We start from the raw sequence: 15785 nt of genomic DNA, 5'->3' as shown, positions 1-15785 counted from the left end.
GCGGTGTGCCTTGCCGTGCAGGTTGCGCTCGGCATGTTTCATGCCTCGGCCATGGAAGGCGTGGCCTTCTGGCAGGGAAACGCGCTGCCTGGGGACGGAGAAATGTTTCCCCCCTGCCCGGTGCCCCCTCGCGGCGGCCGGGGCCTGCTTGCTCCCTTGTCCTCCGGTGGAGAGGGCAAGGGGGCGGCGGGGCAGGGGACCACGGAGGGAAGGGCGCTCCTACCCTTAAGGCGTGGATCTGCCCGCACACCAGCGAGGGAGTGGCGATGGAGTCTTGGAACCAGATGTCGGCCGATGGGGTGCGCTCGCACGCGGCTGCTGGCGTGAACAAGCGCATTGATGAGCAGGTGGAGCGGTGCGTGCGCCACATGGCGCAGCAGGACCGGAAGGACATCACCCCCTACCTGGAGAAGCTCGAGCGCGAGTGGGACGTGGGCCGCACGGCGATGGTGGCCGGCTCCCTGGTCTCCCTGGTGGGGCTGTGGCTGGGGCGGGGCAAGCCCAGCGGCTGGAGGACCGTGAGCGCGGTGGCCTCGGGGCTGCTGCTCCAGCACGGGCTGTTCGGCTTCGGGCCGCTGGCGGGGCTGGTGCGCGCCGTGGGTGGGGTGCGGACGCGCCGGGAGATCGACCTGGAGAAGTTCGCCCTCAAGGCCCTGCGGGGAGACTTCGAGCGCATTCCCAAGAACGACGGAGGCCCCCTGGCGCGGGCCAACGCCGCGCTCGTGGCCGCGCAGTCCTGAGGCGGCCATCCCCAGGGGAAAACCCGGATGGGGGCTCAGAGCCCCGCGCGCGGGCCTCCGATGAAGCCCGGCGGGGGCATGACGGTGGGCTTGCCGCGGGCCTCGCCCCGCTGATCGAAGAAGCCGTTGAGCCCGGCGATGCCGATGGAGAAGTTGGTCACCCAGCCAGGGTCCGGCTTGCCCGCGTCCGCGCCGATGTCCACGGGGCGGGCGAAGTGCAGCCGGAGCACGAGCGGCCCCAGGGCGATGTTGGTGCCCAGCACGAAGTCCAGCACGCGCCGGTCCCAGAGCTGCCGGGACGAGTTGCCCACGCCGCCCACGTCCACGGCCGCCACGGCCTCCAGGTCGCTGAGGAAGGCGATGCGGATGAGATCATTGAGCGGCAGCTGCAGCTCCACCGTGGAGTAGGCGAAGTGCCGCCCGAGCAGCCAGTCCTCGTCGCGGAAGTTCACCCCGCGCAGCGTGTCGAAACTGGAGAGGTAGTAGGAGCGCGCGTAGCGGCCGCCGAACGTGGTGCCGCCCGCGGCGCGGAACAGGAGGTTGGTGCGGCCATACACGGAGAAGTAGTGCTCCAGGTCCAGCCGCACGTTGCTGTAGGCCTGCTCGTTGAAGGGCTGCGCGCCCGCGGTGAGCTCCAGCAGCGCGGAGGAGCCCGAGAGCGGCCCGGTGGCGTAGTGGTAGCGGATGTTGTTGTAGCCCACCTGGCCGGTCAGCTCCGTCTGGAAGCGCATCTCGTCGTTGGCGGCCAGCCAGGGGGTGTACAAGTCCCGGCCCGCGCCGTTGAACGACGGGTTGTTCAGGCGGAAGGCGGTGTACGAGTCGATGAAGTACGAGGCGCCGCCGGCCGACACGTCTCCCTGGAGGTAGAAGAAGCTGCTGAGCGGGTAGCGCAGGGTGCCCGTCGCGCCGAAGTAGCGCTCGCCGGAGAAGAAGGTGGTGTTCTCGTCCGCGAAGCTCTCGTCGAGCCGGAAGCGCAGGGACTGGAAGAGGCCCGTGGCCCAGGTGGAGCGCTTCTCCTGGTTCACGTAGAGCAGCACGCCATCGGCCAGCTCGAACGAGCCGTAGACGGCCAGATTGAAGAGCATGGCGTGGTCGCTCAGCCGGTCGGTCGCCATGGCGAAGATTTGCCCGAAGAACCCGCCGCTGCCGGCCCCCGCGAAGCCGAGGAAGGGGCCGAACTCGATGTTCTCCCAGGCCAGGGGCCGGTAGTCCTGGGCATTGTCCAGGGGCCGGGCGGCGAGCGGCACCGGCGGCTCGGCCGGCACATCCGCGCCCGCGGTGGGCAGGTTCAACATCTTGGGGGCCTCGAGCCGCGCGGGCCGCCGCTCCCCGGATTGGTGGAAGAGCATCCACAGGCTGCCTTCCGGGCCGGGGCCCGGCTCGAAGACGCCGGTGGTGAGGTCCGAGCGCCGGATGATGGCGCCCCCGGGCATCAGCTCGTGCAGGTCCGAGCTGCTGTTGCGGTAGGCCACGAAGAAGATGCGGCCATCCGGCAGGGCCACGGGGTCCGCCTCGTCGCGATCCTCGGTGGTGAGGCGCTCGGGGGTGCCCGGGGTGGGCTGCACCCGGAAGAGGTTGAAGTGGCGGTGGGAGGTGGCATCCGAGGTGTAGAGGATGCCGCCGGGGCCCCAGGTGATGTGCCGCTCGGTGTACTGGTCATCCGTGAGCTTCACGGGCTGGGCGTTCTTGCCCCCGGCGAGCGAGAGCACGTACACGTCCCGGAAGCCCGCCTCGTTGATGCCGATGAAGGCCAGGGACTGGCCATCCGGGGAGAAGGCCACCGAGGCCACGCCCAGCAGCCCATGCTGGCCCACGCGGTAGGCGGTGGTGTCCCCCAGGTCGATGTCCACCGAGAAGCTCGTCTCGCGCTTGACGGTGGTGCGGATGGCGCTGCGGCGCTCCAGCGCATCCTGGGTGCGCTGCTCGGAGGTGTACGTGTAGCGCCGCACGTAGATGACGTCGCGCCCATTCACCTCCGCCACGTAGGCCACGGTGTCCTTCGACAGGGCGAAGTTGCGCCCGAAGATGGGGTGGAGCGATTCGGCCCCCGGCTGCCCGTCGCTCACCACCTTCTCGGCGCTCTGGGGGGCCTTGGGGTCCACCAGGTACAGGCGGCTCTCGCCCGTCTCCGGCACGATGGTGCGGTAGAGCAGGAGCTTTCCATCCGGGGAGCTGTTGAGCGCGGTGACGATGCCGGTGCGCTCCTCCAGCAAGTCCAGCGCGGGCGCGGCCTGCTCGGAGCCCAGGTACGTCTTGAAGGCGCGCCGCTTCATCCAGTTCTCGAAGCGGGCGGAGATCTTCTTCGGGTTGTCGCCGGTGAGCCGCTCCAGCAGCTCCTCGAACTTCAGAGCCTCCGAGCCCTTGCCCGCGGAGACGAGCCGCGGGGACTCGTTGAGCACCCGCTGGGTGAAGCCCTTGCCGTACTCATCCTCCAGGAAGGCCACGCGCGTCTGGCCCACCTTGTAGATCCACAGGTAGCCGTAGGGCCCGGGCGAGAAGAAGTCCAGGAAGGCATAGCCCTTCATCAGGTCGGGGTTCACCATCAAGTCCCGCACGAGCATCTCCGCCTCGGGATCCAACCCCCGCTTGGCGTAGAACTCGGCCAGGCCCTCGATGAACCAGAGCGGAATGGCCTGCAGCGGATCCCCGAACGTCTTCTCGGTGTCCGCCAGCGTGCGCACCTTCTGGATGGTGAACTGGTGCGCCAGCTCGTGCGTGCTGATCTCCTCGAAGAGCTGGTGGTCCCCCAGGTACGGCAGCGACAGCTTCAGGTCCTCGGTGCTGGTGACGCCGAGCGTGCCCTCCTGCACGAAGAAGACGTTGGTCTGCAGGAACTCCTGGTACGAGTTGTAGAGGATGTAGGGGAATGTCTTCGTGGGCACGTACTGGAACTGCTCCACGAGGTAGCGGTAGGCCTCTTCAATCAGGGGCGTGGCGCGCTCGGCGACGGTGCGCTCGCGCTCGTAGAAGTAGAAGCGCACGCCGCCGGTGGCCGCTCCCAGGGAGGTGGCGTACTTGGGGCCGCCATCGGCGCTGCCGCCGTCGGCGAACTCGACCGTGAGCGTGGTGCCCCCGTCGGCGCCCCCATCCACCGAGGCCTGCATCGGGCCGGGGGACTCCGGCACGGTGATGGGCCCCCCATCGGAGCCAGGCGTCCCGCCGTCCGGCGCGCTGGCCTGGGGTGCGCCCATGCCGCCCGGGGAGGGCGGCTCCGAGCGCGTCTGCCGCGTCTCACCCGGCGGATCCAACGGGGGGGCCAAGGGGTCCGCGGGGGCCTCGGTGGCGGGGGCGTCGATGGCGGGGCCCGCCGGGGCGCCGGGGGGCTGGGGGTAGGCCGTGCGCTCGGGCGCATCGGCCACGCCGGTGGAGGCGGGGCCCACGAGGATGTCGACGTGCTTCCACTCGAAGTCGAAGGTGTTGACGGCGCTGCGTTCGGCGCGGCGGGGAACGACGAAGACCTGAGCGAGCGCGGCGCTGGGCAGCAAGACCAGGAGCGCGGCGGCAACGAGGGGGCGACGGTTCACGAGCACGACCTTTGGGACGGAAGACGGGCGCTGGAGCGTCCTGACGGGCAAAGGCTCCCTCCCAGGACAGGGCGGCACAAGCCCTGCGTGAGGTTTTGCTCAGCTCTGCACTTCCGGGCAGGGAGGCGCCGCCGGGTGGGTAGGGCTTTCGTCCCGGCGGGCTGCCCGGTATGGAAGGGGCATGAAACGTTTCCTGGCCCTGTCCCTCAGTGCACTGCTCCCCCTGGTGGGGTGCGGAAAGAATGAAAACACCCTTCGCCGGGACTGTGAGTTCGAGGAGCTGGATCTCTCCGCGTGTGACACGGCCAGCCTCGGCGCCGTCCAGGCCGAAGGAATCTGGAACATGGACTTCGACTTCGGGGATGGAGAGCACTCCCCGGGCGTCATCCAGTTCCAGGGCACATCCCCCCACGTCGCCGGGCTTCCCCTGACGGAGAAGCGGGTGGAACCGGGGGTGCTCCTGATGACCAGCGAGCTGACGAACGCGAACGGGGTGCCGCTGCGCTACCTGTTCGCCGGGTGCAGGGCCTCGAGCCCCACGAAGCTGTCCGGGGTGTTCCGCCGGTGTTCCAACGGTACGGCGGACCTGGAGGGCACCTTCGAGGCGGCGCGGCTCACCCGGCGCGAGGGCGAGGCCGAGGCCTCCCAGGTGGAGCTGGTGCTGGAGCTGCCCCTGCCGGCCGGCTCTGCCCGGGACGTGTTCGTGTCGGGCAACCACGCGTACGTCTCGGCGTACGAGGGCGGCCTCCACATCTTCGACGTCTCCACGCCGGACGCGCCCCGGGCGCCGGGCAGCTCGCGGCTGGTGGCGTCGCTGAAGCCCAGCGCGGGCGACGTGTGGAACGAGGTCTGGGTGCAGGGCCCGGCGATGTACGTGGCCTCCTCCACCAAGGGCGTCCTCGTCTATGACGTGTCGAAGCCCTCCGAGCCGCTCTACAAGAAGACGGTGCCGGGCACGGGCGTGGATGCGCGCGCGCTGTCGCTGGACGGCAACTGGCTGTACGTGGCGGCGCCGTACCCCAACGCCGAGGTGCTCATCTTCGACGTGACGAAGCCCCTGGAGCCGTCGCTCTCCAAGCGCTACTTCGTCGAGAACACCCGGCCGGACGCGGGCGAGCGCCCCTACGGGGTGCAGGCCCGCAACGGGCGGCTGTACGTGAGCCACTGGTCCTACGGCCTGGCGGTCGCGGATGTGACGAACCCCGCCCAGCCCAAGCGCCTGGGCTCCTTCACCTACACGGCGGCCAGCTCGCGCACGGCGGTGGTGGGCACCTTCGGCAGCCGCACGCTGGCGTTCGAGGGCGGCCAGTCCTGGAACTCCTACCTGCGCGTGCTGGACGTGACGTCGCCGGAGAACATCACCCAGGCGGGCGAGTTCAAGCTGCGCCCGGAGATCTCCGTCCAGGCGATGGCGCTGTCGGGCGAGCGGCTTTACGTCGCGTATTACCAGGAAGGACTGCGCGTGCTCCAGGTGTCGCCCTCGGGCGCGCTGGAGCAGGTGGGCTACTACAACACCTGGCGGGAGACGGACACCGGCCGCGGGGCCTCCTTCTATGAAGGTCTCAGTGGCATCAAGGCGCCCGGAGATGGCTTCATCTACGCCTCGGAGACGTCCCGGGGCCTGCTCGTCTTCCGCGAACAGCCCTGAGCGTGGTTGCCATGAGCGACACCATTCCCGCGCAGTGTGGCCGGTGCCAGACGCTTCCCGCCAAGGTCGAGGAGACGGGGCAGTTGTTCCTCTGGCCGCCGTTGGGGCACAGCCTCGGCAAGCTGGTGGCCTTCATGCGCGAGGCGGGGCTGGAGTACCAGCTCCGGCCGGAGGCGCAGTGCGTGGTGGTCCGGCTGGAGCAGGGCTCCTCGGCGGCCCTGGCGGGCCGGCTGGGGGACACGCTCACGCGCGAGGAGCTGCGCGGCACGCGGGCGCTCTTCAAGCAGGGCTCGGGGGAGCCGGACCTCACGGACTTTCCCAACGTGGGGCCGCTCCAGCAGTTCCTCACCCTGAGCCGGGCCGGGTGGCTGGTGGACATGCTGGCCGAGCAGCGCCTCACCTCGCACTTCCAGCCCATCGTCCACGCGGACGACACGCGCCGCATCTTCGCGCACGAGGCGCTCATGCGGGGGATGGAGAAGGACGGCTCGCTGGTCTCGCCCGGGACCATCATGGAGACGGCACGCGGGGCGGACCTGCTGTTCCAGTTGGATCTCGCCGCGCGCGGCTCGGCCATCCGCGAGGCGGTGCGCCACGGGCTGACCGGCTCGCTGTTCATCAACTTCACGCCCACGGCGATTTATGATCCGGCGTACTGCCTGCGCTCCACGGTCTCGGTCATCAAGGAAGCGGGCCTGGAGCCGCACAAGGTCGTCTTCGAGGTCATCGAGTCGGACCACGCGCAGGACACCCGGCACCTGCGGGCCATCATCGACTTCTACCGGAAGGCGGGCTTCCGGGTGGCGCTGGACGACTTGGGGGCGGGGCACTCCTCGCTGAACCTCATCCACCAGCTGCGGCCGGACATCATGAAGCTGGACATGGAGCTCATCCGCAACATCCACGAGGATGAGTACAAGGCGTCCATCACCCAGAAGCTGCTGGAGATTGCCCAGAAGCTGGGCATCCTCACGGTGGCCGAGGGCATCGAGACGCCCGAGGAGCTGCGCTGGGTGCGGGCGCATGGGGTGGACTACCTCCAGGGCTACCTCATCGCCCGGCCGCAGAACCCGCCCGTGCAGAGCACGCCGCACATCACGGGCTGAGCACGGAGGTACCCTGCTGGTCGAGGGTATCGCCGTGGGCGGCGCGCAGCCGGTCCGCCGCGTAGAGCAGGGCCCAGCGGGCGTAGTAGACGTCCCGGCGCCCCGCCGCATCGAGCGCCTGGGCGATGAAGCCCCGAGCGGACTGGACCTGGGCGGCCGCGTTGCCCCGGCCGGCGGACGAGGCGTTCTGAAGGGCCTCGGCGAGCATGGCGTCGGCCTCCGCCAGGGCGGTGTCCACATCCAGCTCCCCCGTATCGAGGGACTGGTCGGCGGCGGCGAGCCACGTGGAGGCTTCCTGCATCAGGGCGAGGTTCTGGGTGCGCAGCCGCTCCAGCTCCTGGGCCCGCTCGCGCATGCCCGTCAGCTCCTGGCCCATGCCCTGCGCCACCGCGGCGCTCTCCTGCTGCTGGGTCTCGAGCTGTCCCTGGAGCGTCTGAACCTGGGCGCGCAGGCGCTGCACCTCTTCGCCCATCTGCTGGAGGGTGAGGGGCGGCGGCTGTGCGGCCGTTTCCGGGGGGGCGGCCGCCTGCGCGGGGGCGCCCTCGGTGGAGGCCGCCGGGCCCGAGCCGCCGGTTCCCTCATTGGCCTGGGATTGGGACACCTGCGCTGGCTCCAGCACCGTGACTTGAGGGGGAGCGAGCGTGGATGCCACCGTGCCCTGCGCGGGCTGTGCGGTGTCCGCGGCGGAGGCATCCTCCAGGGCCTCTTCCCAGGCATCCCGGAACGCGATGGCGGCGGAGTCCTGCACGTCCGCATCCGGAGGCAGGGATGAGGTGGAGGGGGGCGTTTGCCCGAGCAACAAGCCAAAGGAGAGTGCGAGCAAGGGCTTCATCGCAACTCAACGTGTTCATTCGCCAACGGGATGAACACGGGAAGGGAGGGGGTGGCCCGTCCGCCTCCTTGCTCACCGCGACAGGGGAGAAGGGGGCCTCAGAACTTGAGGAGGCCGTGCGCGTGGATGCGCCGGCGGAGCGGCGGCGGGCGCAGCGGCATGGCCGACCAGGCGATGCAGGACCGTCCTCGGTAGGGGAACTCCGCAGGAGGAGGGGGGAGCCGCGGGCTCATGCCACTTTCGGACGGCAGGCGCTCACCGGAAGCGTCCTGGAAACGGCGCGCCGTCTTATTGGGTCCACCTGCATTCATAGCGCCAAGAGTCCAGAGGGAGGGAGGTGCCCTGGCGAGCACCTCCCCAGATGAACCGGGCATCTATCTCCTCTTTCGGCCCAGCGCGTCAACGTCCGCTGTGCCGTCCGTCCATTCCTCTCAGTAGTTGCCGTTGCGACTACCTTGATTGACGCCGATGTCCGTGCCCAGGTCGGAGCTGGTTCCGTCCTCGCTGATGTCCGGAGGCGTCAGGGTGCTGCCGCTGCCGCCGGTGCCATTCAGGGGGTCCTCGGAGGTGGTGCCCTCACTGGTGCCCTCTTGAATGGGGGCGGGGGGCAGCGCGCCTGTGTCCTGCGCGGGGAACTGCACCTCGCCGCTGCCACCGGTGCCCTCGCTCGCCAGGCCGATGCTCGTGGCGACGTTGTCCGTCTTGTTCACCGAGAAGCTGGCGCGAATCTCAGCGCCTTCCTTGAAGTCGCTGGCCCGCTTCTGCCCGGTGCCGGTGAACTGCGTGCTCTTGTCGATCTTCAGGGGGATGACGGCGCCGGCGTGTTCGATCCACACGGTCTTGCGGTCGATCTTCACCACGCGCCCCGTCAGCTCCTGGCTCATGCCGCTCTGGCCCGAGCCGCCGATGGCATCCTCCTGCGAGCCCACCTCCGGCAGGGCGGTGTCCGAGTCACGGCCCACCGCGCCGATGCTCTCCTGCTCGCGGCCTGCCGCCTCGCCCTTCTTCCAGGTGTCACCCGCCAGGGCCGCGCTCGAGCCCATCAGCGCCATGGATGCAAACAGTCCAATCAATTTCCGGGTCATGGTCTCTCTCCTGTGGGTGGGGGGATGGAGGCGAGGGCAAAGAAAAGCCCCCCGCTGAGAAAAACCTAGGGGCGGCCGGGGAAGACGACAGGCCCGGGCGGCCCGCCTCGCGTGCACGCTTGCTGGACGGCCGTCGCTTGGAGCCCCCGTTGCCCGGGTTTTCCGGTGGCTTGAGTCCAGAGGGGGTTTTCACCTAGCGTGGCGGTGTCCTTTCGCGCCTGCCGTCTGGTGGGCGCCCTGTCAGGAGACCTTTCTCACGATGCCTCCTCCTTCCAAGCCGCAGACCGCCCCCGCGCAAGAGCCGCTTCCCACCCCCACCTACCCGGCCATCGAGGGGTTCATCGAGCGGGCGTCCGCCGAGGAAGTGCAGTCCTTCTTCTCGCCCATCAAGGAGGAGCTCACCACCCTCAAGGGCCCCAAGGCCGAGCAGGGCAAGAAGGTCCAGACGGCCCTGGCCAGCGCCGAGGAATTGCTGGGCCTGCTGCTGGAAACCCGCGAGCGCCTGATCGCCGAGGCGCAGGGCTCCAAGGGTCGCCGCTAGCGCGGCAACCGTCTGGATTTCCTGGCCTTTCCGGGCGGTGGCCACAAACCGTCCGGGGTGAGGCAACCCCGGCGCCGATTCACCGATAATCCTTTGTGTGAGCGTCGGACTGGCCGGGCTCTACCCCTTTCTTTGATTCGCGTCCTGGAGGAAAAATGAAGATTGACGGCAACATGATGGGTCCCCGGATGTCCACCAACCTGACGGTGAACAAGCAGACCCCGAACAACGAGTTCGGTCACCGCGTGCAGGCGGGCCTGAACGCGGCGGCGGGCGCGGTGTCCAGCGGCGTCGGCATGGCCACCAGCATGATTCCGGGCGGGGGCATCGTGTCCGCCGCGGTCTCCTCGGTGAACACCTTCGCCTCGGGCGCCACCGGCTCCGCGGGCACCCCGTACGCGGGCGCGGTTCCCGGCGGCGTGACGGGTGGGGCGCCGGGCGGCGTCACCGGCGGCGTTCCTTCCGTGAACACCACGGTGGGCACTGGCGGCGTGGGCATCCCGGGCACGGCGACCACGGGCGGCCCGAACTACCTGGGCGGCTCCTCCGGCAGCGTGGGCAGCGAGTTCAACGGTGAGCTCTCCAGCATGTTCACCCAGCAGAAGGAACTGCTGAAGCTCCAGACCCAGATGCAGAACGAGCAGCAGCGCTACCAGGCCATCTCCAACGTGCTGAAGTCGCGCCACGAGTCGGCCAAGAACTCGATCGGCAACATCCGCTAGACTCTGGCGGCAATATCGGGTCGGATCTCGGGAGGGCGGCCGTTGTGCCGCCCTCTTGTCTTCTGGGCCTGACCAAGGAGAAGGACGTTCATGGCGGAGTCTGCGTCGGAGATCTCGGGCAGTCTGGTTCCCCTTGCCAAGCAGCAGGCGATGGTCCTGCTGGAGTCCGGCTATGTCTGGATGGACATGGGCAAGTTCGACAAGGCCAAGGACGTCTTCGCGGGCGCCGCCACGCTGATGCCCAAGAGCGAGGTGCCCCAGCTGGCGCTCGGGGCGCTGGAGTTCGCGCAGGGGCGCCACGACAAGGCCTTGCAGGCCTACCGGGCAGCCCAGAGGTTGGCGCCTCAGTCGGCCCTGCCGCGCGCGCACGCCGGAGAAGCGCTACTGTTCATGGGCAAGGTGCCGGAGGCCGTGAAGGAGCTCAAGGCGGCCATGGATCTGGAGCCGGACAGCGACGGGGCCCGGCTCGCGCAGGCCCTGATGGATGCGAAGGAAGCGGGGATTCTCCCGCCTGCCAAGAAGTAGCGGTCCGCAAGCATACGAGGAGGACGGGCGATGTCTGTCGGTGGAGTCGGACGAGGGGGCGGTAAGGGCCGGGCCGGTGGGGCGAAGGGTGCCTCCGGCAAGGCACCGGCGGGCGGAGCCAGCTTCGGGGGCAAGGTCGACAAGACCGAGTCGCTCGTGGGCCCATCGGGTCTGGTAGGCTCTTCCAATGTTCAGGGAACCCAGGCTGCGGACCCCATTGCCTCCCAGGCCATGGCCATCGCCAAGCAGCTCAAGAACGGGGGCTTCAAGAACAAGGAAGAGGCGACCAAGCAGCTCGTCGCCGAGGTTCTCAAGGAGAAGCTCCACATGAAGTCCTCCACGCTTTCGAGCAAGATCGCAGATGCGCTCCAGGAGGATCCGCGGCTGAACCAGGTTCTCGAGCGGCTGTGGTCGAAGGCCGAGTGAGCGGCGCTTGGGGTTCGGCGACGACAAGAAGGCGATCCTCGAAAAGTACGGCCCATATGTGAGGTCGCTGGCGGCCACCGTCCGCAAGCAGTTCAACGCCCAGCTGGAGCTCGACGAGCTGGTCTCCTACGGCCAGATTGGCCTGCTCGAGGCCGCCGACCGGTTCGATCCCAAGGTCGGGGCCAACTTCCTTACCTTTGCCCACTATCGCATCAAAGGTGCGATCTTCGACGGGCTGAGGAAAATGGGCATCTTGCGCGGCGGGGACGCCCGCTCGGCGTTCGTGGGCGAGCGCGCCGCGGCGTACCTGGGAAATCTTTCGGATCGCGAGCAGGGCGGAGGCAACCGCGGGGGGTCATTCGACGATGATGTCAATGACATCTCCAACGCGGTCGCGGGGCTGGCGATGGTGTTCGCCACCAGCCTGGATGGCGCCGACAGCGCGGGGTACTCGGACGAGTCCCTGCCGGCAGACCAGCGGCTGGAGATGGAGCAGTTGAAGCGGCGGGTGAGGGCGGCGATCGACAAGCTCCCGGACAAGGAGCGCCAGCTGTTGCAGGGGTATTACTTCCAGGGCCGTACGCTGGAAGAGGCGGGCTCGGAGATCGGTCAGTCGAAGAGCTGGGCGTCGCGGCTGCATGCGCGGGCCATCGAGCGGCTCAAAGAGATTCTGGATGACGAAGAGGCACCTGCCTCTTCCGACGATACAAGGAGGCAGTCACATGGCGGGTCCAATGGCGGGCGTCTCGGCCGCGCAGATCGCTCAGCAGAAGCTGCAGGATCAGGGCGCGCAGCAGGTGAACAAGCAGGGAGCCTCGAAGTTCGACGGGGTCCTCGCTAACAAGAGCCAGGCGGCCGGTGGCGCCGAGCAGGTCCAGGGCGTCCAGGCCGCGCAGAAGGCCCAGGCCGCTCAGGCCACCCAGCGCGCGGACCAGGTGCGCCAGGTGGAGACCGTCAACAAGACGGAGAAGGCGGCCCTGAACAAGGTGAATGGCGCCACCAGCGAGCAGCTCACCTCGCGCGCCGCCGAGCCCGTCACCGCGAAGGCGGAGACCTCCAAGGCCGGCAACATGATGTCCAGCGTCGTCAGCTCGCTGGAGAAGGGCCAGCTCAACCTGGAGAAGCTCATCGCCCAGGGCTCCTCCGGCAAGCAGTTCTCCAACGGCGAGCTGCTGTCGCTCCAGGCCTCCATGTACAAGTACACCCAGGAGCTGGACCTGACGAGCAAGGTCGTCGAGAAGGCCACCAGCGGCCTGAAGGACGTCGTCAAGACCCAGGTGTAGCCTCCCTGGCTGCTGGCCGTCCCAGCGCTTCGCATGAAGGGCGATTCCTCGCAGGAGGGGTCGCCCTTCCTGTTTTCCGGGGCCCTGTTGGAACGCGGCGGCCTCACCGCTAAGCTAGGTGCCGCACATGAATCACCTTTCGCACGCGCGCGTCCTTCCCCTGGTGGCCCTGCTCTTCGTCACGGGCTGTTCCATTGATCTTCAGCACGGCCTGACGGAGCAGGATGCCAACGAGATCTACGTCCTGCTCAGCAAGAACGGCATCAACGCCGTCAAGCTGAAGGAGGGGGAAGGCCAGGACGTCCAATTCTCCATCCAGGTGCCCAAGGCGGACGCGGCCCAGGCGGCGGAGCTGCTGCGGGCCAACTCCCTGCCGCGCCCCATGGAGAAGGGCTTCAACCACTTCGCCAAGGGCAGCATGGTGCCCACCGCCGCGGAGGAGCGCGCGATGATGCTCAAGGCCATCGCGGGCGAGGTGTCCAACGCGCTCAACAAGATCGACGGCGTGCTGGAGTCCAACGTCATCGTCAACATCCCCGAGAACAATGATCTCACCCAGCCGGAGAACAAGCCGATGCCCTCCGCCTCGGTGATGATCCGCTACCGCCCCTCGGTGGAGGGCAAGGCGCCCGTGGAGGAGCCGCAGGTGAAGCAGTTCGTCGCCTCCGCGGTGCAGGAGCTCAAGCCCGAGGCGGTCACCGTGCTGCTGACGCCCTCCGTGTCGGCCTCGGCGGAGACCAGCCCCGAGAGCCGGCTCCAGGACGTGTTCGGCATGCGGATGACGGCGGCGAGCGCCAGCCAGTTCCGCGTGCTCATCGGCGTCGTCTCCCTGTTCGTGCTGGCCATCGTCGGCCTGGCGGCCTGGGTCTTCATGCGCGGAGGCGGCTCCAGCAACGCGTCGGTGCGCGCGGCCCGCCCGCGTCCGCCGCAGGCCTGACCCTGATTCTGGAGCGCACCCCCGCCCCGAGCCCCAGGCTCGCCAGGTGACCGTTGGATCAATTCTTCACCTCGCTCAACAAGCGCCAGACCATGCTGCTCCTGACCGCCATCACCTTTGGCGGCCAGGAGGGCGTGGCGGCGCTGGAGCACCTCTCCCAGGAGCAGGCCGAACTGCTCGGGCACCGCGCGCAGGGAATCATGCAGATTCCCCGCGAGAAGCGGATCCCCTTGCTGGTGCAGGAGCTCAAGCGGCTGGTGAAGGACCGGCGCGGCCAGCTGTGGAGCGCGGACCCGGAGCGGCTCGCCCAGCTCTTGCGGCGTGAGCGCGGGGCGCTGGTGGAGGTGGTGCTGCGCGCGCTGCCCTCGGGGCTCGCCGACGCGATGCGCGCCCATGTCCCGCAGCGGCCGGTGAAGCTGACGCGCGAGGTGCGCCCGCAGATCCTCGACATCGTCCGGTGGAAGCTGGAGGAGGGGCTGGCGCGCACCGCGGGGCCCCAGGCGAGCCTGAAGTTCACCGATGTGCTGCTGCTGCAGCCCCGCGAGCTGCTCACCGTGTGTGACCGGCTGGGTGCCCGGGTGCTCGGGCCCGCGATGGCGGGACTTCCCGAGGCGGTGCGCGAGGGGCTCATCGCGGCCCTGCCGCCAGATCAGAAGCAGCTCGCCACCAAGTCCATTGCCGCCAATGCCCCACGCAAGCTGCCCGAGGAGGAAGCCCAGGAGCAGCTCGCCGTGCATGACGGGCTGAACAACCTCTCCGGCGCCATCCGCAGCGCGGGCGTGCAGCGTCTGGCGCGCGCGTGCGTGGCGCAGTCGGCGGAGTTCGCCGCGCGCATGCTGGAGCGGCACCGGGGCGATTTCGGCAGCCAGCTGGCGAAGTGGGTCCGGGACGAGCGCTCCAAGCCCAGCTCCCGCACCACGGATGGGGGCCGCGCGGACATCCTGGCGGACATGGAGCGGCTGGCGGTCCGGGGGCTCATCGAGCGCCCCGTGCGGCTCACCCCGCCGCGCCCCGTGCTGAACCCGCCGCCGGGCCGCGCCGCCCCGCAGGCCGCGCCCCGCCCGAGCGCCCCGCCGCCGCCGTCCTCCGCCGCCCCCTCCCGCAGGGACCCGATGGCCGAGCGCGAGGCCCGCCGCGCGGGCGCGGTGGCCTCCAACACCGGCGATGACGCGGTGCGCAGGGACCCGATGGCGGAGCGGGCCGCCCGGCGCGCCGGAGCGCTCTCCTCGGCCCGTGAGCCGTCGCGCGTCGTCGCTCCGGGAACCCGGGATGCGGCGGGTGTGCGCCGGGAGCCCGGGGCCGCCCCGCCTGCCCCACCGCGCGAGGCGGAGCGGGGCGTGGCCCGGAGCAGCGCCGGGGCCTCGGGCCCTCCGCGCGCGAGCTCCCGGGTTCCCTCGCCCCGCGCCGGGGCCCCGGGCGTTCCCCGCCGGGAGGTGCCGCCCGCGCGGGTTCCCCCTCGGGCCACGGAGCGCGCCAGCGGCTCGGATCCGGAAGGCTCCCGCGTCATCAGCTCGCCCAGCATCCGCAGCGTCAGCCGGACCGGGATGCGGGCGGTGGCCTCCGAGGAGCCGGAGCGGCCTCCGCGGGTGTTGTCGGGCAAGCCCTCGGCGGCGCCGCGCTCGGCGGAGGGCTCACCAGGCGAGGGAAGGAGCCTCCCGCGCCGTCCCCCGTCTTCCCCGCCTCCTGGGAATTCCGGGCGTGGACCTCGCGGCGGATCGCGCTAGCATCCGGGGGACAAGGAGCGGTTCATGGCGATCGGCAAGGTAATCAAAGGCGACGTGACGCCGGACCCCGTCCCTGAGCGGTCCGCGCCGCGTCCCTCGCGCGCGGGCGTGATGAACGCCGACGTCTTCGAGGCGCGTCAGTCCGCCCAGGGCATCCTGGAGGAAGCGCAGCGCGAGAAGGAGCGCATCCTCGCGGAGGCGCAGCGCGAGCGCGAGGACGTGCTGGCCAAGGCGCGCGAGCAGGGGCGCCAGGAGGGCTTGGCCCAGGCGACGGAGCTGCTCCTGCGCGCCAAGATGCAGGCCGGGGAGATGCTCGCGGGCCAGGAGAAGGACGTCATCGCCCTGGCGTGCCGCATCGCCGAGAAAATCATCGGCCGGGACATCGAGCGCCAGCCGGAGCTGCTGGTGGACATGTGCGCCTCGGCCATCGAGCAGCTGCGCAGCGCGCGCGCCATGGTGCTCCGGGTGCACCCGAAGACGGCGCAGGTGCTGCGGGCGCGCAAGCCCGAGCTGATCGAGCTCATCGGCCGCGCGGTGGACCTGGCCATCCGCGAGGACGCGGACGTGGCGCCCGTGGGCTGCATCGTCCAGACGGAGTTCGGCACGGTGGACGCGCAGCTGCCCACCCAGTTCGAGATGCTCCAGAACGTGCTGCTGCCCGACCTCTCCAAGACGGAAGGACCGGCCTAGCC

At 69.7% G+C, this 15785-nt stretch carries 16 protein-coding genes; 12 read left to right on the top strand and 4 right to left on the bottom strand.

All coding sequences use genetic code 11. The annotated features are described in order from the left end of the window. Positions 1–266: 266 nt before the first annotated feature. Positions 267–740, top strand: coding sequence for a hypothetical protein (locus KY661_RS26095; RefSeq protein ID WP_225412802.1), 474 nt, complete (start codon positions 267–269; stop codon positions 738–740). A gap of 35 nt (positions 741–775) precedes the next feature. Here the strand turns inward: KY661_RS26095 and KY661_RS26090 are convergent, their stop codons facing one another. Then, complete coding sequence (locus KY661_RS26090; protein WP_225412801.1) at positions 776–4264, bottom strand: tolB protein precursor protein; 3489 nt, start codon at positions 4262–4264, stop codon at positions 776–778. Positions 4265–4445: 181 nt separating this feature from the next. Here KY661_RS26090 and KY661_RS26085 point away from each other — a divergent pair, with 181 nt between their 5' ends. Continuing rightward, entirely contained in the window at positions 4446–5912 is a 1467-nt protein-coding gene (locus KY661_RS26085; RefSeq protein WP_225412800.1) for an LVIVD repeat-containing protein, read from the top strand. 11 nt (positions 5913–5923) lie between these two features. Further along, positions 5924–7018, top strand: coding sequence for an EAL domain-containing protein (locus KY661_RS26080; protein ID WP_225412799.1), 1095 nt, complete (start codon positions 5924–5926; stop codon positions 7016–7018). Here KY661_RS26080 and KY661_RS26075 read toward each other — a convergent pair. From KY661_RS26075 to KY661_RS26070, 3 genes are all read right to left on the bottom strand, one after another. After that, positions 7008–7850, bottom strand: a complete 843-nt coding sequence (locus KY661_RS26075) for a hypothetical protein (RefSeq protein WP_225412798.1) — start codon at positions 7848–7850, stop codon at positions 7008–7010. The two genes, KY661_RS26080 and KY661_RS26075, sit on opposite strands and share 11 nt — an antisense overlap. Before the next feature lie 98 nt (positions 7851–7948). Next, on the bottom strand, positions 7949–8083 hold the full coding sequence (locus KY661_RS37360; protein ID WP_263437367.1) for a hypothetical protein: 135 nt from the start codon (positions 8081–8083) through the stop codon (positions 7949–7951). A 198-nt stretch (positions 8084–8281) separates the two neighbouring features. Continuing rightward, positions 8282–8935, bottom strand: a complete 654-nt coding sequence (locus KY661_RS26070; protein ID WP_225412797.1) for a hypothetical protein — start codon at positions 8933–8935, stop codon at positions 8282–8284. Between the two features lie 259 nt (positions 8936–9194). On the opposite strand from KY661_RS26070, the gene KY661_RS26065 reads away from it, so the two are divergent. The 9 genes from KY661_RS26065 to KY661_RS26025 all read left to right on the top strand — a co-directional run bounded on the left by KY661_RS26065 (position 9195) and on the right by KY661_RS26025 (position 15783). Further along, on the top strand, positions 9195–9476 hold the full coding sequence (locus KY661_RS26065; RefSeq protein WP_225412796.1) for a hypothetical protein: 282 nt from the start codon (positions 9195–9197) through the stop codon (positions 9474–9476). A gap of 155 nt (positions 9477–9631) precedes the next feature. Next, positions 9632–10198: a hypothetical protein gene (locus KY661_RS26060; protein WP_075004952.1), complete on the top strand. Its 567-nt coding sequence runs from the start codon at positions 9632–9634 to the stop codon at positions 10196–10198. Positions 10199–10288: 90 nt separating this feature from the next. Further along, positions 10289–10723, top strand: a complete 435-nt coding sequence (locus KY661_RS26055; RefSeq protein WP_075004953.1) for a tetratricopeptide repeat protein — start codon at positions 10289–10291, stop codon at positions 10721–10723. A 30-nt stretch (positions 10724–10753) separates the two neighbouring features. Next, on the top strand, positions 10754–11149 hold the full coding sequence (locus KY661_RS26050) for a hypothetical protein (protein ID WP_075004954.1): 396 nt from the start codon (positions 10754–10756) through the stop codon (positions 11147–11149). Between the two features lie 7 nt (positions 11150–11156). Further along, a complete protein-coding gene (locus tag KY661_RS26045; protein WP_225412795.1) occupies positions 11157–11990 on the top strand; it encodes a sigma-70 family RNA polymerase sigma factor in 834 nt (277 codons plus the stop codon). Continuing rightward, positions 11947–12432 (top strand): ATP-dependent helicase HrpB, encoded by a 486-nt coding sequence (locus KY661_RS26040; protein WP_225412794.1) that lies wholly within the window; start codon positions 11947–11949, stop codon positions 12430–12432. The genes KY661_RS26045 and KY661_RS26040 overlap by 44 nt, the downstream gene beginning before the upstream one ends. 127 nt (positions 12433–12559) lie before the next feature. Further along, the gene (locus tag KY661_RS26035; protein ID WP_225412793.1) at positions 12560–13369 is read left to right on the top strand and encodes a type III secretion protein; all 810 of its coding nucleotides are present in this window, start codon (positions 12560–12562) and stop codon (positions 13367–13369) included. A 53-nt stretch (positions 13370–13422) separates the two neighbouring features. After that, positions 13423–15093 (top strand): hypothetical protein, encoded by a 1671-nt coding sequence (locus KY661_RS26030; protein WP_225412792.1) that lies wholly within the window; start codon positions 13423–13425, stop codon positions 15091–15093. A 24-nt stretch (positions 15094–15117) separates the two neighbouring features. Continuing rightward, entirely contained in the window at positions 15118–15783 is a 666-nt protein-coding gene (locus KY661_RS26025; protein WP_075004957.1) for a FliH/SctL family protein, read from the top strand. Positions 15784–15785 lie beyond the last annotated feature (2 nt).

The sequence above is a fragment of the Allostigmatella hybrida genome, assembly GCF_020103775.1.
In the GTDB taxonomy this organism is placed as follows: Bacteria; Myxococcota; Myxococcia; order Myxococcales; family Myxococcaceae; genus Hyalangium; species Hyalangium aurantiaca.
Note: the sequence above shows the minus strand (reverse complement) of the source record. Positions and strands in the feature narration are given on the sequence as shown.